This window comes from Sphingomonas sp. Leaf9, assembly GCF_001421355.1.
Lineage (GTDB): Bacteria > Pseudomonadota > Alphaproteobacteria > Sphingomonadales > Sphingomonadaceae > Sphingomonas.
Map to the genome: position 1 here is coordinate 447,790 of NZ_LMKC01000005.1, position 19,841 is coordinate 467,630.

Here is a 19,841-nt window from a genome sequence, read left to right on the forward strand (position 1 = left end):
TCTGGCCCACACCGTACCCTCGCCCGCAAACCCCAACTTTCCCCGACGTCACCCTAAAGCGTCGTGACGCCCCTGCCCCGGCGTGGTAGCCCTTGCCCATGCCCGTCTCGGCCACCGCCTCCGCCCGCGAAATCCTCACCAACCTTCACGACGTGATGGCGTCGCGAAGTCCGGCGCAGGCCAAGCTGAACTCCGTCGTCCGCATCATCGCCGAAGCGCTCGATAGCGAAGTCTGCTCGATCTATCTGCTGCGCGAGGGGCTACTCGAACTCTTCGCCACCGTTGGCCTGGCGCAGGAGGCGGTACACGTCACCAAATTCGCCCCGAACGAGGGGCTGGTCGGCACGATCGTCGCCAATATCGAAACGCTGAACCTCGCCGAAGCCGCGACCCATCCCGACTTCGCCTATCGGCCGGAAACGGGCGAGGACAAATATCACAGCTTCGCCGGGGTCCCCATCATCCGCCGCGAACGCGCGGTGGGCGTGCTGACCGTGCAGCATGCCGAACCGCGCCGCTATGCCGATGTCGAGATAGAGGCATTGCAGACCGTCGCGATGGTGCTGTCCGAACTGATCGCCAATGCCGACCTGATCGACGCGACCGGCGGTGCCTCGATCCGGCCGCAGGCGACCGGCGCGGTGCGCGTGCCGGGCTTCAAGCTGGTCGAGGGGATGGGCGCGGGCGTCGCCGTCTTCCACCAGCCGCGCATCGTCATCGAACACACCGTGGCCGAGGATGTCGAGGCGGAGCGCCACCGCGTCTATGCCGCGTTCGACAAGATGCGCGACCAGATCGAACGCATGTCGAACCAGGCCGAATTCGGCGTCGGTGGCGAACATGACGAGGTTTTGGCGACCTACAAGATGTTCGCGTACGATGAGGGCTGGGCGCGCCGCATCAACGAGGCGATCGACAGCGGCCTGACCGCCGAGGCCGCGATCGAACGCGTGCAGCAGCGTACCCGGATGCGGATGCGTGAGATCAAGGACCCGTTGCTCGCCGACCGGATGCACGACCTGGAGGACCTGTCCAACCGGTTGCTACGCATCGTCTCGGGGCAGCTCGGCACCGCCGCGCAGATGGGGCTTCGGCAGGACACGATCCTGCTCGCGCGCAACCTGGGGCCGGCCGAACTGCTCGAATATGACCGCCGCCGCCTGAAAGGGGTGGTGCTGGAGGAAGGGTCGCTGACCGCCCATGTCGTCATCGTCGCCCGCGCGATGGGCGTCCCGGTGCTGGGCCGCGTCCGCGACATCCGTCGCCTGATCGCCGAGGGCGACCGGCTGCTGCTCAATTCGGTCGAGGACCTGCTGGTCATCCGCCCGACCCCGGCGATGGAGGAGGCGTTCGAATCGAAGCTGGCGCTGACGCAGAAGCGCCGCGCCGCCTTCGCCGCGATGAAGGGCGAGCCGCCGGTGACCAAGGACGGCCACCGCATCACGATGATGGTCAATGCGGGGCTGCGCGACGACGCCGCCGCGCTCGACCTGACCGGCGCCGATGGCATCGGCCTGTTCCGCACCGAATTCCAGTTCCTCGTGTCGGCCACCCTGCCGCAGCGCGAACGCCAGCAGCGCCTGTACCGCGACGTGCTGGACGTGGCCGGCGACCGCCCGGTGGTGTTCCGCACCGTCGACATCGGCGGCGACAAGGCGCTGCCCTATCTCGACCATGCCGAAGGGCAGACGGAGGAAAACCCGGCCATGGGCTGGCGCGCCCTCCGCCTGGCCCTTGGCCGCGAAGGGCTGATGAAGGCACAGGCCCGCGCCCTGATCGAAGCCGCCGACGGCCGCACCCTCAACGTCATGTTCCCCATGGTCTCCGAACCCTGGGAATTCGAAGAAGCGCGCGCGCTCTTCGAAGCGCAGCGCGAATGGCTGCGCGGGCGGGGCAAGCCGCTGCCGACCGACATCCGCTATGGCGCGATGCTGGAGGTTCCGGCGCTGGCCGACGTGCTGGATTTCCTGTGGCCGCAACTCGATTTCCTATCGATCGGCACCAACGACCTGACCCAGTTCCTCTTCGCCGCCGACCGCGCCGATCCGCGCCTCGCGATGCGTTACGACTGGCTCAGCCCCGCGATCCTGCGTTTCCTGCGCCGCGTGACGAAGGCCGCGCACGAGGCGGGCAAGCCCGTCGCCGTCTGCGGCGAGATGGGCGGGCGCCCGCTGGAGGCGATGGCGCTGATCGCACTCGGCATCGACCGGCTGTCGATCACCCCGGCGGCGGTCGGCCCGGTCAAGGCAATGATCCGCTCGCTCGACCGGCAGGCGGCAACGGCCGAAATCGACCGCCTGCTGGCCACCCCCAGCCGCACGCTGCGCCCCGCCCTGGAGGATTGGGCCAAGGCCAACGGCATAGACCTGAGCTGAAGATCCTCTCCGGTACGGGGAGGGGGACCATGCGCAGCATGGTGGAGGGGGCTCTCCCCGCAACGCAACGGAGCCACATGCGGCCATTCCCCTCCACCACCGCTACGCGGCGGTCCCCTCCCCCGTACCGAGAAGGATCGTCGAACCCTCACCTCAATTCCTCGCCACTTCCCCGCTGCGGCGTTGACAGCCGCCCTGTGCTGGCCGAAACCGCCGATGTACCGGGGGCGGACGATCAGCGGGTTGGAAGGGTAGTATGATGGACGGCGACAGCACCACGGGCGCGCCACGCACGGCGGGCATGATGCTGCGTTCGGCACGCGAGGCACAGGGTCTGACCCTGTCGGACGTCGCGCAGCGCACGCGGATTCCGCTGCGTCACCTGGAGGCGGTCGAGGACGGCAAGTTCCAGGCGCTGCCTTCGATCACCTATGCAATGGGCTTCGGCCGCGCCTATGCCCGCGCGGTCGGCGTGGACGAGACGGAGGTGGCGCGCGCGCTGCGCAGCGAACTCGCCACCAATTACCAGCGGCCCGAACCGTTGCAGGACCTCGAACCGATCGACATGCGCCGCGGCCCCTCGCCCGGCGTCGTCGTGATCGCTGCCGCGATCGCGATCGTACTGCTGCTGGGCGTCGGCCTGTATTTCGGCACCTCGCTATTCCGCAACGACGAACCGGTGACCGCGCCCGCCGCGACCGTCGCCGGTGACCTCGGCATGTTGCCGCCCACCCCCACCCCGGCGAACGGCAATACCGCGCCCGTCGCCCCGCCGGTCCCGGCGGGCGGGGGTCAGGTGACGCTGACCGCGACCGGCACCACCTGGGTCCGCATCTTCGACGACACCGGCACGCTGGTGAACAAGGAGATGAAGTCGGGCGATCGCTACGACGTCCCGATGACCGCCAAGAACCCGCAGATCCGCACCGGCCGTCCCGACCTGCTGACCGTCACGGTCAACGGATCGAACGTGCCGCCGCTCGGCACCGCCGAACGCCCGATCACCGTGGGCGTCAGCGCGGAAGCACTTCGCAACCGCGGCTCGGCCAGCACCACGCCCACGCCGTCGCCCGCCGGTTAAGCGTGGCGACAGCTCGCCTGTCTAGGGTCGCGCGGCCCGTCCAACCTGCTCCGGGGGGAGTTTTCATGCGCCATTTCAAAGCCCTGCCGCTTCTCGCCCTGCTCGCTGCCTGGCCGGCCACGGCGCAGACCACCAGCCAGATCGAACCCCGCGTCAACAAGCTGGAGCGCGAGATGCGCGCCGTGCAGCGGAAAGTGTTTCCCGGCGGCACCCCCAACCAGGTCGAGCCGCAGATCACCGCGCCGACCCAGCCCGTCGACATTCCCGGCAGCCCGTCGAGCGGCCCGCTCGCCACGCTGACCTCGCGCGTCGACGCGCTCGAATCGCAGCAGCAATCGCTGACCGGCCAGCTCGAACAGGCACAATACAAGCTGCGCCAGCTCGAATCAGCGTTCGAGGCGTACAAGACCGCGACCGATGCCAAGCTGAAGACGCTCGAATCGACCGGTGCCGCCCCGATCGCTCCGGCGACCCCCGGCGCGGTCGCGGCCTCCGGCGACACCTCGACCGACACGCCGCCGACGCGCGGCTCCGGCAACGGCGGCGGGACGCTGGGCGGTGGCACGGTGCGTCCGCCCGCCGTCACCGCGCCTGCTACTGCCGACCCGGCCCGCGCCGCCCGCATCAACGCGATCGAAAAGCCGTCGTCCGGCGACGCGGCGGAGGACGGCTATCTCTACGGCTTCCGCCTGTGGAGCGCGAAACTCTATCCCGAGGCCATCGCCGCATTGCGCCCGGTCGTCGCCAAATACCCCAAGCACCGCCGCGCCAGCTATGCCCAGAACCTGATCGGCCGCTCCTATCTCGACGACGGCAAGCCCAGCCTGGCGAGCCGTGAATTCTACGACAATTACAAGAACATGCCCGACGGCGAACGCGCCGCCGACAGCCTGTTCTATCTGGCCGATGCGCTGACCAAGCTGAAGAAGACCAAGGAAGCCTGCGACGTCTATGGCGAGCTGAGCGACGTCTATGGCGAGAAGCTGTCGGCGGCGATGAAGGCGGACGTGGCGAAGGGACGGACGGCGAACAAGTGCGCGGCGTGAGGGGGACGTTACCTCCCCTCCGTTCGTGCTGAGTAAGGGCTGAGCGTAGTCGAAGACCTGTATCGAAGCACTTTTGGCGGTCCTTCGATACGCTGCTTCGACAAGCTCGGCAGCTACTCAGGACGAACGGGTTCAGAATTTCCCCCGCCCCACCCGTTCGGTTCGAGCAGCTTCGAGCTTGTCGAGAAGCGTCTGTCGAGAACCCGGAGTTTGGGGCAACCCCTTCTCGACTTCGGTTCTCGACAGGCTCGAAGCAATTTGGGAAGGTCGAAGGGAAGCCGAGCCCATGCCGCCATCCGACTCCGCCGCCCCGAACGTACCAAACGCCATGCTCCCCCTAGAAGCCACCATCCGCTTCACCCGCGACGTAAAGGCGCTCGCCGTCGCCCCGACACCCGACCGCCCGCTGGCGATCGCCGTCTCCGGCGGCCCCGACTCGATGGCGCTCCTCGCGCTCGCCGCCACCGCCTTCCCCGGCAGCGTCATTGCCGCCACCGTCGACCACCGCCTGCGCGCTACCTCCGCGGACGAAGCGGCGATGGTCGCCGACTGGTGCAACGCCCATGCCGTCCCCCACGCGACGTTGCGGCCCGAAAAGCCCCCCGCAGGCGCCAGCATCCAGGCCCAGGCCCGCCAAGCCCGCTACGCCCTGCTCGCCGACTGGGCGCTCGCCGCCGACGCGAGCGCGCTCGCCACCGCGCATCATGCCGACGATCAGGCCGAAACCTTCCTGATGCGCGCCGCCCGCGCCTCCGGCCCGGCAGGTCTCGCCGGCATCCGCCCGCGCTGGGAGTTTTTTGCCGATCGATGGGCAGTCGCGACATCCTTGGAGGAACCGTCCCCCCGCGCAGGCGGGGGTCCAGAGCAACAGGACGCGGCCTTAGCGACAGGAGACCCTGGGTCCCCGCCTGCGCGGGGGCACGGTGCCCGCATGGGGCAAGGTCTCCCCATCATTCGCCCGCTCCTCACCTGGCGCCGCGCCGACCTTCGCACCTTCGCTGCCGACCTCCCGTTCGTCGACGACCCGTCGAACACCGACCCGCGCCACGACCGCACTCATGCCCGTGCGCTGCTCGCCAGCGGTCAGATCGACCCGCTCGCCCTCGCCGCTGCCGCAGCGCATTGCCGCGAGGTCGACGCCGCGCTGTCCGAGACGATCGACTGGCTGTGGCGCACCCGCAGCCTGCCCGCCGACACTGGCGAACATCGCCTCGACCCGACCGACCTGCCGCGCGAACTGCGCCGCCGCCTCGCCCGCCGCGCAATCGGCCAGGTCCGCCGCGACAACGGCGTCACCGAGGGAAAATGGTCCGACGCCGCCAATATCGAATCGCTGCTCGACACGCTCGAGTCGGGCAAAAAGGCCACGCAAGCCGGCGTCATGGCATCGGCAAGCGCCGGAATCTGGCGCTTTCGCCCCGCTCCACCGCGTCGATCAGACTGATCGACGTTGTTCCATTGCCATTAACCTCGCCAAGCCTATCTTGGGTGGACTGAGAGGTAGCACGTCCGCATGAACGACAACGACAAGCAGAACGGCCCCGAAAACAACGGCGGCAATCCGTGGATGAAGAGCCTGTTGATCTGGGTCGGCATCTTGGTGTCGCTGGCGATCTTCGTCCAGCTGTTCAACGGCCCGTCCACGCAGACCCAGGGTCAGGTGATCCCCTATTCGACCTTTCTGAACAAGGTCGACGAAGGGTCGGTTCGCGACGTCAATATCGCGACCAGCACGATCACCGGCACCTACACCAACGACGACAAGTTCCGCACGAACGCGCTGAACGATCCCAACCTGATCGAACGGCTGCGCGCGAAGAACGTCGTGATGAATGCGCGTCCGGAGGAAGGGCCGAACATCTGGATGGCGATCCTCGTCCAGTCGCTGCCGTTCCTGCTGTTCCTCGGCATCGCCTTCTTCGTACTGCGCCAGATGCAGAAGGGCGGCGGCGGTGGCGGCGCGATGGGCTTCGGCAAATCGCGCGCGCGGATGCTGACGCAGAAGGAAGGCAAGGTCACCTTTGATGACGTCGCCGGCATCGACGAAGCGCGTGCCGAATTGACCGAGATCGTCGACTTCCTGAAGGACCCGACCAAGTTCGCGCGTCTGGGCGGCAAAATCCCGAAGGGCGCGCTGCTGGTCGGTTCGCCCGGTACCGGCAAGACGCTGCTCGCCCGCGCGATCGCGGGGGAGGCCGGCGTGCCGTTCTTCACCATTTCCGGTTCGGATTTCGTGGAGATGTTCGTCGGCGTCGGCGCCAGCCGCGTGCGCGACATGTTCGAACAGGCCAAGAAGTCGGCCCCCTGCATCGTCTTCATCGACGAAATCGATGCGGTCGGCCGTCATCGTGGTGCAGGCCTCGGTAACGGCAATGACGAACGCGAGCAGACGCTGAACCAGCTGCTGGTCGAAATGGACGGCTTCGAAGCGAACGAGGGCATCATCATCGTTGCGGCGACCAACCGTCCCGACGTGCTCGACCCCGCGCTGCTGCGTCCGGGCCGCTTCGATCGTCAGGTCGTGGTGCCGCGCCCCGATATCGAGGGCCGGATCAAGATCCTGCAGGTCCACATGAAGAAGGTGCCGCTGGCGCCCGACGTCGACGCCCGCGTCATCGCGCGCGGTACGCCGGGCTTCTCGGGTGCCGACCTCGCCAACCTCGTCAACGAAGCGGCGCTGACCGCGGCGCGCAAGGGGAAGCGCCTCGTCGCGAACCAGGAGTTCGAGGAGGCCAAGGACAAGGTGATGATGGGTGCCGAGCGGCGCTCGATGGTGATGACCGACGATGAAAAGCGGATGACCGCCTATCACGAGGCCGGCCACGCCATCGTCTCGCTCCACGAACCGGCATCGGACCCGATCCACAAGGCGACGATCATTCCGCGCGGCCGTGCGCTGGGCATGGTGATGCGCCTGCCGGAGCGTGACTCGTACAGCTATCACCGCGACAAGATGTACGCGAACCTGTCGGTCGCGATGGGTGGCCGCATCGCCGAGGAGATCATCTTCGGCTATGACAAGGTGTCGTCGGGTGCCTCGGGCGACATTCAGCAGGCGACGTCGCTCGCCCGCGACATGGTCACCCGCTGGGGCATGTCCGATGCGGTGGGCCCGGTCGAATATGGCGAACCGCAGGGCGAATCGTTCCTCGGCTATTCGTCGTCGGCCCCGGCACGCATGTCGAACAAGACCGCCGAGCTGATCGACAGCGAGATCAAGCGCATCGTCGAAGGCGGTCTCGAACGCGCACGCCAGTTGCTGACCGAGCATGTCGATCAGCTGCATGCGCTGGCCGGCGCGCTGCTCGAGTTCGAAACCCTGTCGGGTGACGAGATCAAGCGGCTGATCGCGGGCGAGGATATCGGCCGGGACGAAGGCACGCCGTCGACCCCGCTGGCCGCCGCCGGCACCTCCATCCCGAAGACCCGCCGCCCGCGCGGCCCCTTCGGATCGCCGACGCCGCAGGGCGCGTAACCCGGTTCCTGGTGGTGGGGCAGGTCGCTCCACCACCGGGCTTCACGCCGTGCGCGAAACGCGTGCGAGTGTGAACTTAGTGAACTTTGGGCCGATATTGCTGTCGGTCATATTGACTTCCCCGACGCTCCGCCGAACGATGTGACATCATCGCATCGCTGTCCGGCGATCGGTCAGGAGTCATTGCCCCCATGCGTTTTCGTCCGCTGCTGCTCGCCTGTACCCTTGCCTTCGGCGCCTCGACCCTTGCCGCGCAGACCGCGCAACCCGGCCCCGACATTTGGCCGACCAAGGGCGACATCCCGGCGAACTTCGTGCCCCCGACCGACAAATACGACTATGTGAAGCGCGAAGTGATGATCCCGATGCGCGACGGGGTGAAGCTGCACACGGTCATCATGATCCCGAAGGGCGCGACCAACGCCCCGATCCTGCTGACCCGCACCCCCTATAACGCCTCGGGTCGCGTAGCCCGTGCCGACAGCACCAGCTATGTCGCCGCCCTGCCGCAGGGCGACGAGGTTTTCACCCGCGCCGGCTATATCCGCGTGTTCCAGGACATTCGCGGGAAATATGGGTCGGAGGGCGATTATGTCGTCACCCGTCCGGTGCGCGGGCCGCTGAACCCGACCAACACCGATCATGTCACCGATGCCTATGACACGATCGACTGGCTGGTGAAGAAGGCGAACCTGCCCGAAAGCAACGGCCGCGTGGGCATGCTCGGGTCGTCGTACGAAGGCTTCACCGTCGTCATGGCGCTGCTGAACCCGCACCCCGCGCTGAAGGTCGCCGCGCCCGAAAGCCCGATGATCGACGGCTGGATGGGCGACGACTGGTTCCACTACGGCGCGTTCCGCCTGGCGAATATTGGCTGGATCGGTAGCCAGACCGGCTACAAAGGCCCCGGCGCCTCGCCGCCCTCGACCACCTATGACGATTACGACCAGTTCCGGAACGTGGGTTCCGCGAACGACTGGGCAAAGGCATCGGGCTACGCCCAACTCCCCTTCTGGCAGCGCTTCGTCGCGCATCCATCCTACGATGCCTATTGGCAGGGGCAGGCGCTCGACAAGCTGCTCGCCGCCAATCCCTCCAACGTGCCGACCATGTGGGAACAGGGGCTGTGGGATCAGGAAGACATGTACGGCGCGATCACCGCATGGGAAGCGCTGAAGGCGAAGGGCAAGGGCGGCAACAACTTCCTCGTCATGGGACCGTGGCGGCACAGCGGCGCGAACTATGACGGGTCGTCGCTCGGCGACATCAAGTTCAACGGCGACACCGCGCTGCAATGGCGCGAGAATTATCTGTTCCCGTTCTTCGACCAGTATCTGCGCGATGGCCGCCCGGCCTTCACCCCGCCGCAGGCGCTGATCTACAACACCGGCGAGAACCACTGGGACGAACTGGCCCAGTGGCCGCTGGCGTGTGAGAAGGGCTGCACCGCCCCGCTCAAGCCCATCTATCTCGGTGCCGACGGCGACCTCGGCTTCACTGCCGCCAAGGCCGGTGGCGACAGCTATGTCTCCGACCCGGCCAAGCCGGTCCCGCACCTCTCGCGCCCAGTCAATTTCGACGATGGCCGGTGGAAGGCATGGCTGGTCAGCGACCAGCGCCATGTCGACGGCCGCACCGATGTCATGACCTACCAGACCCCGGTCCTGACCCAGCCGGTCAAGGTATCGGGCGCGCCGATGGCCGACATCTTTGCCAAGACGACCGGCACCGATGGCGATTTCGTGGTGAAGGTGATCGACGTCTATCCCGACGTGGTGCCCGGCCAGCCGGCGATGGGCGGATACCAGTTGCCGATCAGCCTCGACATCTTCCGCGGGCGCTATCGCGACGACTTCGCCAAGCCCTCGGCGATCCCGGCCAACAAGACGCAGCGCTATCGCTTCCGCCTGCCGACGGTGAACCACGTGTTCCAGCCGGGTCACCGGATCATGGTGCAGGTCCAGTCGTCGCTGTTCCCGCTCTATGACCGCAACCCGCAAACCTATGTCCCGAACATCTTCACAGCGCCCAAGGATGCGTATCGCAAGGCGACGGTGACGATCGAACGCGGTGGGTCCAGCCCCAGCGCGGTATGGCTGCCTGTGGTGGAGGCGAAGTAGGCCGGGGTGACAAGTCACACCGTTCGTCCTGCGTAGCCATTGAGCGAAGTCGAAAGGGCGTATCGAAGGACCGCTTGCGGCCAGATGCTTCGATACGGGTCTTCGACTTCGCTCAGCCCCTACTCAGCACGAACGGTTTACCAAAAGCCGGCAAACTACCCGTGATTCCGCCCAAAATCCTCGCGGGCGTCGTCCTGCCCTTGCTCGACGATCGACCGCCGGATCGCGCGCGTCCGGGTGAACAGGTCGAACAGCTCTTCGCCCTTGTCCCAGCGGATCGCGCGCTGCAGCGCCGACAGATCTTCGGAGAAGCGCTGGAGCATGGCCAGCACCGCGTCCTTGTTCGCCAGGAACACGTCGCGCCACATCGTGGGGTCGGAGGCGGCGATGCGGGTGAAGTCGCGGAACCCCCCGGCGGAATATTTGATGACCTCGCTCTGCGTCACCGCCTCCAGGTCGGATGCGGTGCCGACGATGGTGTAGGCGATCAGGTGGGGAAGATGACTGGTAACCGCCAGCACCAGGTCGTGATGCTGCGCGTCCATCGTATCGATGTCGGCCCCCAGCCGGCGCCAGAATTCGGCGACCCGCTCGACCGCCGTCGCATCGGCATCGGCGGCGGGGGTGAGGATGCACCAGCGCCCTTTGAACAGCGTCGCGAAGCCCGCCTCCGGCCCGCTGCGCTCGGTCCCGGCCACCGGATGCGCCGGCACGATGGCGACGCCGGGCAGCGCCTCGGCCAGCGCCGCCGCGATGCCGGCCTTGCTCGACCCGACGTCACTGACGATGACGCCCTCGGGCAGGTCGGCGGCGATCTCGGCGGCGACCGCGCCGATCGCGCCGACCGGCACGCACAGGATCACCAGGTCGGCATCGATCACCGCCGCCCCGGCATGGTCGGTACAGTCGTCGACCAGCCCCAGCGCCCGCACCGCCTCACGTGCTTGCGGAGAAGCGTCATGCCCGGTCAGCCGCACCGTCGGCATCTCGGCACGCACGGCGCGGGCGATCGACGATCCGATCAGCCCCAGCCCGATAATGGCGACGCGGGAAAACGGCAGCATCAGCCGCCCACGATCTCGCGCAGCGCGGCGGCGACGCCGCGCACCTCCGCCTCGGTCCCGATCGAGATGCGCAGGCCGTTGGCCAGCCCCTGTCCCGGCAGCCAGCGGACAATGAAGCCGCGCTCCATCAGCGCCTGATACGCGTCGCCCGCGCTGACCGGCCCTTCGAATAGCACCAGCACGAAATTGGCCTTGGACGGCACCGCGCGCAGGCCGGCATTGCCCATCGCGGCAATCTCACCCTCGAACCACGTCCGCCACTGACGGTTGTGGGCGCGGCTCGCCTCGACGAAAGCCTTGTCGCGGATCGCGGCAATCGCCGCCTGCTGTCCGGCGGTGGTCACGTTGAACGGTGCCCGGATGCGGTGCATCGCATCGATCGCCTCCGCCGAACCATAGCCCCAGCCGATCCGTTCGGCGGCAAGGCCGTGGATCTTCGAAAAGGTGCGGGTGACCAGCACGTTGGGCTGCGTCTTGGCCAGTTCGAGGCCGTGATCGTCCTCGGCCGGTTCCAGATATTCGGCATAGGCCTGATCGAGTACCAGCAGCACGGTCGACGGCAGACCGGCGTGCAGGCGCGCGATCTCGCTGCGCGGGGCATAGGTGCCGGTCGGGTTGTTCGGGTTGGCGACGAACACCACGCGGGTCCGATCGGTCACGCAGGCGAGGATCGCATCGACATCGGTCGCATGATCCTTGTCCGGCGCGATCACCGGGGTCGCCCCCACCCGCCGCGTCGCGATCTCATAGACCGCAAAGCCGTAGCGGACGAAGATCACCTCGTCGCCGTGCCCGGCATAGGCCCCGGCCGCCAGGTGCAGCACCTCGTCCGACCCGGTGCCATAGATGATGCGCGCCGGGTCCAGCCCATGCGCCTGCCCGATCGCCACGCGCAGGTCGGCGGCGGCGGGATCGGGATAGCGCTCGAGGCTGCGGTCGGCGGTCGCGAAGGCGGCGCGGGCGTGGGGCGAGGTGCCCAACGGATTTTCGTTCGACGACAGCTTCGCCACCTGCCGCCCGTCATCGGTCTTGGACCGGCCGGGAACGTAAGGGGCGATGTCGAGAATCCAGGGCTTGGGAGCGGGTGCGGTCATGGCGTCGGCACTGGCAAATGCGCGGCGTGAACGCAAGGTTTGGGGCCGCCCTCTCCGTATCGTCATCCCCGCGGAGGCGGGGATCCATAGACGTAACGGTTGCACCTCCCGCATGAACGTCAGCGCATATGGATTCCCGCCTGCGCGGGAATGACGATGGGGGTGCCGCACACCCCGACCCTTGAACCCGCCGCGCCTCCCGCCTAACCGCAGACCCCATGGATTCCCGTTTCGGCCCCGATCGTCGCGCCACCCTTGCCGCCGGCCTCGCGCTGGATGGCGGAGCGATGCTGTCGTCGATCGACATCGCCTACGAAACCTATGGCACGCTGTCGCCGGCACGCGACAATGCGGTGCTGATCTGCCACGCGCTGACCGGCGACCAGCATGTCGCCTCCACCCATCCGCGCACCGGCAAGCCTGGATGGTGGGCGCGCATGGTGGGACCGGGCAAGCCGATCGACCTCAACAAGCATTTCGTCATCTGTTCGAACGTGCTGGGCAGCTGCATGGGATCGTCGGGCCCGGCCAGCATCGATCCGGCGACCGGCACGCCATACGCCATGCGCTTCCCGGTGCTGACCATCCGCGACATGGTGCGCGCGCAGGGGATGCTGCTCGACCATCTCGGCATCGACCGGTTGCGGGCGGTGGTCGGCGGGTCGATGGGTGGCATGCAGGCGCTGTCCTGGGCCGCGACCCTGCCCGAGCGCGTAGAGGCGGTGGTCGTCATCGCATCGACCGCGCGGCATTCGGCGCAGAACATCGCGTTTCACGAAGTCGGGCGACAGGCGATCATGGCCGACCCCGACTGGCGCGGCGGCGACTATTATGCCGACGGATCGCCGCCTGCCGCCGGGCTGTCGGTCGCGCGGATGGCGGCGCACATCACCTATCTCTCCGAAGCGGGGCTGACCGCCAAGTTCGGCCGCAAGCTGCAGGCCCGCGCCGATGGACAGGCCGGGGCCAAGACCTTCGGCTTCGACGCCGATTTCCAGGTCGAAAGCTATCTGCGGCATCAAGGACTGGCCTTTACCGACCGGTTCGACGCCAACTCCTATCTCTACATCACCCGCGCGCTCGATTATTTCGATCTGGCGGAGGAGCATGGCGGGGTGCTGGCCAACGCGTTCCGTACGACCAAGGCGCGGTTCTGCGTCGTCAGCTTCGATACCGACTGGCTATATCCGACTGCTGAATCGCGCAACATCGTCCACGCGCTGAACGCCGCCGGGGCACCGGCCAGCTTCGTCGAGCTGTCCTCGCCGTTCGGGCATGACGCATTCCTGCTCGATTCGCCCGAGCTGGACCGGATCATGCGCGGCTTTCTGGAGGCACGGGCATGACGCTGCGCCCCGATCTGGCGATCATCGCCGCGCATGTTGCGCGGGGTTCGCGTGTGCTGGACGTCGGCTGCGGCGACGGGCAGCTGATGGCGGCGCTGCGCGACGAACGCGGCGTCGATGCGCGCGGGCTGGAGATCGATCCGGGCAATGTCGCCGACGCGATGGCGCGCGGGCTGTCGGTAATGCAGGGCGATGCCGATCGCGACCTGGCCGATTATCCCGATGCCAGCTTCGACTATGCGATCCTCAGCCAGACGTTGCAGACCGCGATGCGGCCGCATGTCGTGCTCGACCATCTGCTGCGCATCGGGGCGCAGGCGTTCGTGTCGTTTCCCAACTTCGCGCACTGGCGGGTGCGCGCGTCGCTGTTGTGGGGCGGGCGGATGCCGGTGACGAAGCTGTTACCGCTCGAATGGTATGAAACGCCCAACATACACCACCTGACGATCGACGATTTCCGCGCCTATGTCGCCAAGCAAGGGATTATCGTGGTCGATGCGTGGTTCCTGTCGGGGGGCCGGCGGACCACGGCGGCGGCGGCCAATTTCCGTGCCGAACATGCGGTGTTCCTGCTCAAACGCTGATGCCGCGTTAACCATTGTGAAGGCTTTGGGGCCGATATTTCCGTCATGTCGGGGGACAAGACGGGAATCGGTTCGATGCGTACACGCCTGCTCCTGCTCGCTGCCTGCAGCGCCGCGCTGCTCCACGGCTGCGCGCGCAAGACGCCCGAGGTCGCGGTGGTGACACCACCGCCGGTGCCGGTCGCGGCCGTGCCTACGCCGAAGCCCAGGCCGCCGATGGGCGCTGCCGCCAGCCTCACCATTCCTGCCATATTGTCCGACGGCAATTACGCGACGCCCAACCACGCGCTGTCGGCCGATGCGGCCGTCTGGCATCTGCGATCGGCGCTGAACGTCGCCGCGCTCCAGTGCAATGTCGCCGATCCGACGGGGGTCGCACAATATAACCGGCTGCTGAAGGTCCATGCCGCCCGCTTCGCCGCCGCGCACAAGGCGCTGGAGGCCGAATACCGCCGCGGCGGCGGCGACTGGCAGGATCGGTTCGACGACGCGATGACCCGCGTCTACAATTATTTCGCCCAGCCGCCGGTGCGGGACCAGTTCTGCGCAACGGCGCTGCCGATGCTGGCACAGGTCGCCGACCTGCCGGTGGGCGGGATCGATGGCTTTGCCGCGCCGGGCATCGCTTCGCTCGACCAGCCCTTCGTCGATTTCTATCGCGCCTACGACCAGTATCGCGTCGAACTGGCCGCGTGGCAGGCGGGACAGGTGCCCCGGCTCGCGGTCGATCCGCAGGTGCTGGTCGCCTCGACCGACGTCACCGGCGGCAGCTATCGCATGGCGGCGCGCTAACCCGCTTGCCAGCGGGCCGGTGACCGGTCACGATCGGTGGCATGACCCAGGCTCCCATTCGCATCGGCATCGGCGGCTGGAGCTTTCCGCCGTGGCGCGGCACCTTCTATCCGGACAGGCTGGCGCAGAAGCGCGAGCTGGAATTCGCGTCGCGCGCGCTGACCGCGATCGAGATCAACGCGACCTATCACGGCACCCAGAAACCGGCGAGCTTCGCCAACTGGGCCGCGACCGCGCCCGACGGCTTCGTCTTCGCGGTAAAGGCGTCGAAATACTGCACCAACCGCAAGGTGCTGGCCGAAGCGGGGGAGTCGATCGAACGGTTCATCGGTTCAGGCATTACCGAATTGGGCGACAAGCTAGGCCCGATCCTGTGGCAGTTCATGGCGACCAAGAAGTTCGACGCCGACGATTTCGCCGCGTTCCTGGCGCTGTTGCCCGCTGCCCATGCCGGGGTGACGCTGCGCCATGCGGTGCAGGTGCGCCACGACAGCTTCGCCGTGCCGGCGTTCGTCGACATGGCGCGCAAGGCGGGCGTGGCGATCGTCCATGCCGATTCGGCCGGCTATCCGGCGATCGCTGATGTAACCGGCGACTTCGCCTATGCCCGGCTGGAGAATGCGCAGGAGGACGTCGCGACCGGCTATGACGACGCCGCGCTCGACCGCTGGGCCGACGCTGCGCGAACCTGGGCCAATGGCGGGATGCCGGACGGCCTGCCCTATATCGATCCCACCCCACCGGTGAAGCGCCCGCGCGAGGCGTTCGTCTTCTTCATCAACGGCGCAAAAATCAGAGCACCTCATGGGGCAATGGCGCTGATTGAGCGCCTTTAAGCCAGGCCTCAACTCGTCTGCTCACGCCTAATTGCGGAGGCCCATCAGGTCGTGCCCGCGCCCTTGTCATAGAGGTAGAGCGTGACCGCGCTCGGCTCCGCACTCGCCCATGCCACGGCCTCTTGAACCGTGACGTTCTCCAACTGGTCGTAGGTTATGTCAGCGTCGGAAGTTCGCTCGTGGTCAGCGTCCTCACAGGCGTTGTCGTGCGAGGTTGCCTCGACGATCGCATTCACTTCCCGCCAGAGGTAAGGTCGCGATCGATGGTCAATGATGTTGTAGATCATGGTATTAGCCTAGCGAACACGCACTGTCGCGCAACGCCCAGTGCCCGCAACCGGTTACAGCCCCTCGCGGCGTAGCGGACGGGCAAGCAGCGTGTCGATCACCTGCGCAACGGGCGTGCCATCCAGCAGCGCACCGACCGCCGCCGTTACCGGCATGTCGACGCCTGCTTCCGCCGCCGCCTCGCGCAGCACGGGCGCGGTGAACGCGCCCTCGGCCACCGTCCGCCGATCGGCCATCAGCTCGGCGGCGGCGCGCCCCTGCCCCAGCCCGACGCCCAGCGAATAGTTGCGCGAGGCGGTGGAGGAACAGGTCAGCACCAGATCGCCCAGCCCCGACAGCCCGGCCAGCGTCTCCGCCCGCGCGCCGCGCGCCAGGCCGAAGCGCGTCATCTCGGCAAAGCCGCGCGCGATCACCGACGCCCGCGCATTCTGCCCCAGCCCCGCGCCCTCGACCACGCCACAGGCGATGGCGAGGACGTTCTTCACCGCGCCGCCGATCTCCGCGCCGATCACGTCGTCGCTGGCATAGGGGCGGAACGCCGGTGCCGCCAATCGCTCGGCCAGACGGTCGCGCAACGCGGCATCGGCGCAGGCGAGGGTGACGGCGGTCGGCTTGCCCGCCGCGACCTCGTGCGCAAAGGTCGGGCCGGACAGGACCGCGACCGGCGCCTGCGGGTGGACGGCGCGGGCGACTTCGCCGACCAGCAGCCGCGTCCCCGCCTCGATCCCCTTGGCGCACAGCACCAGCGCGCGGGTGCCGACATCGATCGCCGACAATACGCTGCGGACATGCTGTGCGGGCGACACGACCAGCAGCGCGTCGGCGTCCTGCAAGGCGGCGGCATCGGTCGTGGCGTGGATCGCTGGCGACAGGGTGACGCCGGGCAGAAACAGCGGATTGCTGCGGGTCGTGTTGATCGCCTCGGCAACCTCGCCCTCGCGTACCCACAGCGTCACGTCGCCGCCGCGCGCCGCGACCTGCGCCAGTGCCGTGCCCCATGCGCCGCCACCGATGACCCCGATCTTCATGCCTTCACTCCTGCCCCACGCACCTTTTCCGCCGATGGATCGAGCGGCCAGCGCGGCCGCGCCGCAACGTCGAGCGGATCGCTATGGCCGGCCATGAACCGCTCCGCCCCGGCCCAGGCGATCATGGCGGCATTGTCGGTACACAGCCAGAGCGGCGGTGCGACGAAGCGCAGGCCGTTCGCCACCGCCAGCCCTTCCAATGCGGCGCGCACCGCACGGTTTGCGGCGACTCCGCCCGCCACGACCAGCGCACTGACCGGCCCGGCGAGGTGCAGCGCCAGCTTCGTCCGGTCGAGCAGACAGTCGACCACCGCCTGCTGGAACGACGCGGCGATGTCGGCGGTCGTGTGGATGCCGGCGTCATGCGCGCGCAGCACCGCGCTTTTCAGGCCGGCGAAGGAGAAATGCGGCTCCGGCGTGCCGAGCAGCGGGCGGGGCAGCGGCACCGCCTTCGCATCGCCTTCCATCGCCGCCGCCTCGACGCGCGGGCCGCCGGGATAGCCGAGGCCGAGCACCTTCGCAGTCTTGTCGAACGCCTCGCCCGCCGCATCGTCGATGGTGGTGCCCAGCCGCCGATACTGGCCGACGCCATCGACGCGCAGCAGTTGGCAATGGCCGCCCGACACCAGCAGCAGCAGATAGGGATAGGCGAGGTCGGGATCGGTCAGGCGGGGGGAGAGCGCATGCCCCTCCAGATGGTTGACCGCGACCAGCGGCTTGCCCGCCGCCAGCGCCAGCGCCTTGGCCGTCACCAGACCCACCATCACCCCGCCGATCAGGCCCGGCCCGGCGGTGGCGGCGACGGCATCGACATCCGCCAGCGCGACCCCGGCATCGGCCAGCGCCCCCTCGACCAGCGAGGGCAGGATTTCGACATGCGCGCGCGCCGCGATTTCGGGCACGACGCCGCCATAGGGGGCGTGCGCCGCCTCCTGTCCCGCGAGGCGGTGCGACAATATGGTGCGGTCGCCGCGTACGAGGGCGACGGCGGTTTCGTCGCAGCTGGATTCGATACCGAGGATCAGGGGGGAGGACATGCCGCCGGCTGTAGCGCGGATTGTGGCGTCGTGCGAACCCCCGGCTTGCCCTGCGCCAGCCCGATGGATAGCGAGCGACCATGACCTTCAAACTGGGCACACGCGGATCGCCGCTGGCATTGGTGCAGGCGCACGCCACCCGCGACGCGCTGGCGGCCGCACATGGGCTGGACCCCGCCGCCATCGAGATCGTGACGATCAAGACCACCGGCGACCGGGTGCAGGACCGCGCGCTGGCCGAGATCGGCGGCAAGGCGCTGTGGACCAAGGAACTCGACCGCGCGCTCTGCTCGGGCGAAATCGACGCGGCGGTCCATTCGATGAAGGATGTCGAGACGGTTCGCCCGACCGAGATCCGCATCGCCGCGATGTTGCCGCGTGCCGACGTCCGCGACCGGCTGGTCGGGATCGCCTCGCTCGACGACCTGCCCCAAGGCGGCGTGGTCGGGACCAGTAGCCCGCGCCGCGCTGCGCAGGTGCTCAGCCACCGCAGCGACGCGCGGATCGTGCTGTTCCGCGGCAATGTCGACACCCGCCTCGGCAAGCTGGCGGCGGGGGAGGTCGATGCGACGCTGCTCGCCGCCGCCGGGCTGGAGCGGCTCGGCCGGCACGATGTCGGTACCGCGCTGTCGATCGACACGCTGCTGCCCGCCCCGTCGCAGGGCGCGGTCGGGATCGAAGTGCGCGCCGAGGACGCCGCCACCCTCGCCTTCGTCCGCGTCATCGACCATGCGCCGACACACCAGGCGGTGCGCGCCGAGCGCGGGTTTCTGGCGGCACTGGGGGCCGATTGCCATTCACCGGTCGGGGCGCTGGCGACGATCGAGGGCGACGTGCTGACGCTGCGCGCGCAGTTGCTGGCGCAGGATGGCAGCGCACAGGTGGTCGACAGCGCCAGCGGGGCGATCGACGATATCGACCTGCCCCGGATGCTGGCCGAAGGGATGCTGGCGCGCGCGCCCGACAGCGTGGCGAAGCTGTTCGCGCAATGAGCCGGCCGCTGGCGGTGCTGCGGCCCGAACCGGGCAACAACGCCACCGCCCGCGCGATCGAGGCGCTGGGGCGCACCGCGATCCGCCTGCCGCTGTTCCACATCGCGCCGCTGGCATGGGACGCGCCGCCGGTCGAGGCGCATGACGCACTGATCCTGACCAGCGCCAATGCGGTGCGGCAGGCCGGCACGGCACTGCTCGCCTATGCGACGCTGCCCGTCCATGCGGTGGGCGCGGCGACGGCGGCGGCGGCGCGAGCGGCGGGGTTGCGGGTCGTGGCGACCGGGGATGCCAACGGGCGGGCGCTGCTCGATGCCGCCGGCCGCGCCGGGGTGCGCCGCGCGCTGCTGCTGACCGCGCGCGCGCGGGCGGTGGCCGATCATCCGGTGCTGTCGGCGATCCGTGCCGTCTATGCCAGCGAGGTGGTCGAGGGGATCGACACCGCCCTGCTTGATGGCACGGTTGCGCTGGTCCATTCGCAGCGCGCGGCACAGCGGCTGGCGATGCTGGTCGCGGATCGCGGAACCTTGGCCGTCGCCGCCATCGCCCCGGCGGTCGCGGACACGCTGGGCCACGGATGGCGCGACATCGCCGTCGCCGCGCGGCCCGACGACACCGCGACCATCATCGCCGCCATCGCGCTGGCGGACGCATGTGATTGACCCGACGGACGGGCGCGGGGA

At 68.3% G+C, this 19,841-nt stretch carries 17 protein-coding genes; 12 read left to right on the top strand and 5 right to left on the bottom strand.

The window, feature by feature from the left end:
• The first annotated feature begins 98 nt into the window (after positions 1-98).
• The 6 genes from ptsP (at position 99) to ASE58_RS15910 (ending at position 10,097) form a co-directional block, all read left to right on the top strand.
• Positions 99-2,375: a phosphoenolpyruvate--protein phosphotransferase gene (gene ptsP / locus ASE58_RS15885; RefSeq protein ID WP_055823394.1), complete on the top strand. Its 2,277-nt coding sequence runs from the start codon at positions 99-101 to the stop codon at positions 2,373-2,375.
• A gap of 259 nt (positions 2,376-2,634) precedes the next feature.
• The gene (locus tag ASE58_RS15890; RefSeq protein WP_162233538.1) at positions 2,635-3,456 is read left to right on the top strand and encodes a helix-turn-helix domain-containing protein; all 822 of its coding nucleotides are present in this window, start codon (positions 2,635-2,637) and stop codon (positions 3,454-3,456) included.
• Between the two features lie 65 nt (positions 3,457-3,521).
• On the top strand, positions 3,522-4,502 hold the full coding sequence (locus ASE58_RS15895) for a hypothetical protein (RefSeq protein ID WP_055823397.1): 981 nt from the start codon (positions 3,522-3,524) through the stop codon (positions 4,500-4,502).
• 328 nt (positions 4,503-4,830) lie between these two features.
• Positions 4,831-5,946, top strand: a complete 1,116-nt coding sequence (tilS, locus tag ASE58_RS15900) for a tRNA lysidine(34) synthetase TilS (RefSeq protein ID WP_055823401.1) — start codon at positions 4,831-4,833, stop codon at positions 5,944-5,946.
• Between the two features lie 69 nt (positions 5,947-6,015).
• On the top strand, positions 6,016-7,977 hold the full coding sequence (gene ftsH, locus ASE58_RS15905) for an ATP-dependent zinc metalloprotease FtsH (RefSeq protein ID WP_055762745.1): 1,962 nt from the start codon (positions 6,016-6,018) through the stop codon (positions 7,975-7,977).
• Between the two features lie 191 nt (positions 7,978-8,168).
• Positions 8,169-10,097 (top strand): CocE/NonD family hydrolase, encoded by a 1,929-nt coding sequence (locus ASE58_RS15910; protein ID WP_055823404.1) that lies wholly within the window; start codon positions 8,169-8,171, stop codon positions 10,095-10,097.
• Between the two features lie 155 nt (positions 10,098-10,252).
• On the opposite strand, the gene ASE58_RS15915 is transcribed toward ASE58_RS15910, so the two are convergent.
• The gene (locus ASE58_RS15915; protein ID WP_055823408.1) at positions 10,253-11,161 is read right to left on the bottom strand and encodes a prephenate/arogenate dehydrogenase family protein; all 909 of its coding nucleotides are present in this window, start codon (positions 11,159-11,161) and stop codon (positions 10,253-10,255) included.
• Entirely contained in the window at positions 11,161-12,255 is a 1,095-nt protein-coding gene (hisC, locus tag ASE58_RS15920; RefSeq protein ID WP_055823411.1) for a histidinol-phosphate transaminase, read from the bottom strand. Before hisC ends, ASE58_RS15915 begins: the two co-directional genes overlap by 1 nt.
• Before the next feature lie 218 nt (positions 12,256-12,473).
• Here hisC and metX point away from each other — a divergent pair, with 218 nt between their 5' ends.
• From metX to ASE58_RS15940, 4 genes are all read left to right on the top strand, one after another.
• A complete protein-coding gene (gene metX / locus ASE58_RS15925) occupies positions 12,474-13,601 on the top strand; it encodes a homoserine O-acetyltransferase MetX (protein WP_055823414.1) in 1,128 nt (375 codons plus the stop codon).
• Positions 13,598-14,185, top strand: coding sequence for a methionine biosynthesis protein MetW (gene metW / locus ASE58_RS15930; protein WP_055823417.1), 588 nt, complete (start codon positions 13,598-13,600; stop codon positions 14,183-14,185). Before metX ends, metW begins: the two co-directional genes overlap by 4 nt.
• Positions 14,186-14,260: 75 nt before the next feature.
• Positions 14,261-14,977 (top strand): hypothetical protein, encoded by a 717-nt coding sequence (locus ASE58_RS15935; RefSeq protein ID WP_156347779.1) that lies wholly within the window; start codon positions 14,261-14,263, stop codon positions 14,975-14,977.
• A 41-nt stretch (positions 14,978-15,018) separates the two neighbouring features.
• Positions 15,019-15,813 (top strand): DUF72 domain-containing protein, encoded by a 795-nt coding sequence (locus tag ASE58_RS15940; protein WP_055823424.1) that lies wholly within the window; start codon positions 15,019-15,021, stop codon positions 15,811-15,813.
• 44 nt (positions 15,814-15,857) lie between these two features.
• On the opposite strand, the gene ASE58_RS15945 is transcribed toward ASE58_RS15940, so the two are convergent.
• From ASE58_RS15945 to tsaD, 3 genes are read right to left on the bottom strand one after another with little or no spacing between them, the layout of a single operon-like run.
• Positions 15,858-16,100 carry a hypothetical protein gene (locus ASE58_RS15945; protein ID WP_055823427.1) on the bottom strand — a complete coding sequence of 81 codons (243 nt, stop codon included), beginning with the start codon at positions 16,098-16,100 and terminating at the stop codon, positions 15,858-15,860.
• A 54-nt stretch (positions 16,101-16,154) separates the two neighbouring features.
• The gene (locus ASE58_RS15950; RefSeq protein ID WP_055823431.1) at positions 16,155-17,129 is read right to left on the bottom strand and encodes an NAD(P)H-dependent glycerol-3-phosphate dehydrogenase; all 975 of its coding nucleotides are present in this window, start codon (positions 17,127-17,129) and stop codon (positions 16,155-16,157) included.
• Positions 17,126-18,166: a tRNA (adenosine(37)-N6)-threonylcarbamoyltransferase complex transferase subunit TsaD gene (gene tsaD / locus ASE58_RS15955; protein WP_055823434.1), complete on the bottom strand. Its 1,041-nt coding sequence runs from the start codon at positions 18,164-18,166 to the stop codon at positions 17,126-17,128. The genes ASE58_RS15950 and tsaD overlap by 4 nt, the downstream gene beginning before the upstream one ends.
• Positions 18,167-18,246: 80 nt before the next feature.
• On the opposite strand from tsaD, the gene hemC reads away from it, so the two are divergent.
• Both hemC and ASE58_RS15965 read left to right on the top strand, forming a co-directional pair.
• A complete protein-coding gene (gene hemC, locus ASE58_RS15960) occupies positions 18,247-19,158 on the top strand; it encodes a hydroxymethylbilane synthase (RefSeq protein ID WP_055823437.1) in 912 nt (303 codons plus the stop codon).
• Entirely contained in the window at positions 19,155-19,820 is a 666-nt protein-coding gene (locus ASE58_RS15965) for a uroporphyrinogen-III synthase (RefSeq protein WP_055823441.1), read from the top strand. The genes hemC and ASE58_RS15965 overlap by 4 nt, the downstream gene beginning before the upstream one ends.
• Positions 19,821-19,841 lie beyond the last annotated feature (21 nt).

Excerpts from the sequence above, each read along its gene's own strand:
- ptsP (WP_055823394.1), top strand. The coding sequence starts at position 99 with ATGCCCGTCTCGGCCACCGCCTCCGCCCGCGAAATCCTCACCAACCTT.
- ASE58_RS15890 (WP_162233538.1), top strand. The coding sequence starts at position 2,635 with ATGGACGGCGACAGCACCACGGGCGCGCCACGCACGGCGGGCATGATG.
- ASE58_RS15895 (WP_055823397.1), top strand. The coding sequence starts at position 3,522 with ATGCGCCATTTCAAAGCCCTGCCGCTTCTCGCCCTGCTCGCTGCCTGG.
- tilS (WP_055823401.1), top strand. The coding sequence starts at position 4,831 with ATGCTCCCCCTAGAAGCCACCATCCGCTTCACCCGCGACGTAAAGGCG.
- ftsH (WP_055762745.1), top strand. The coding sequence starts at position 6,016 with ATGAACGACAACGACAAGCAGAACGGCCCCGAAAACAACGGCGGCAAT.
- ASE58_RS15910 (WP_055823404.1), top strand. The coding sequence starts at position 8,169 with ATGCGTTTTCGTCCGCTGCTGCTCGCCTGTACCCTTGCCTTCGGCGCC.
- ASE58_RS15915 (WP_055823408.1), bottom strand. The coding sequence starts at position 11,161 with ATGCTGCCGTTTTCCCGCGTCGCCATTATCGGGCTGGGGCTGATCGGA.
- hisC (WP_055823411.1), bottom strand. The coding sequence starts at position 12,255 with ATGACCGCACCCGCTCCCAAGCCCTGGATTCTCGACATCGCCCCTTAC.
- metX (WP_055823414.1), top strand. The coding sequence starts at position 12,474 with ATGGATTCCCGTTTCGGCCCCGATCGTCGCGCCACCCTTGCCGCCGGC.
- metW (WP_055823417.1), top strand. The coding sequence starts at position 13,598 with ATGACGCTGCGCCCCGATCTGGCGATCATCGCCGCGCATGTTGCGCGG.
- ASE58_RS15935 (WP_156347779.1), top strand. The coding sequence starts at position 14,261 with ATGCGTACACGCCTGCTCCTGCTCGCTGCCTGCAGCGCCGCGCTGCTC.
- ASE58_RS15940 (WP_055823424.1), top strand. The coding sequence starts at position 15,019 with ATGACCCAGGCTCCCATTCGCATCGGCATCGGCGGCTGGAGCTTTCCG.
- ASE58_RS15945 (WP_055823427.1), bottom strand. The coding sequence starts at position 16,100 with ATGATCTACAACATCATTGACCATCGATCGCGACCTTACCTCTGGCGG.
- ASE58_RS15950 (WP_055823431.1), bottom strand. The coding sequence starts at position 17,129 with ATGAAGATCGGGGTCATCGGTGGCGGCGCATGGGGCACGGCACTGGCG.
- tsaD (WP_055823434.1), bottom strand. The coding sequence starts at position 18,166 with ATGTCCTCCCCCCTGATCCTCGGTATCGAATCCAGCTGCGACGAAACC.
- hemC (WP_055823437.1), top strand. The coding sequence starts at position 18,247 with ATGACCTTCAAACTGGGCACACGCGGATCGCCGCTGGCATTGGTGCAG.
- ASE58_RS15965 (WP_055823441.1), top strand. The coding sequence starts at position 19,155 with ATGAGCCGGCCGCTGGCGGTGCTGCGGCCCGAACCGGGCAACAACGCC.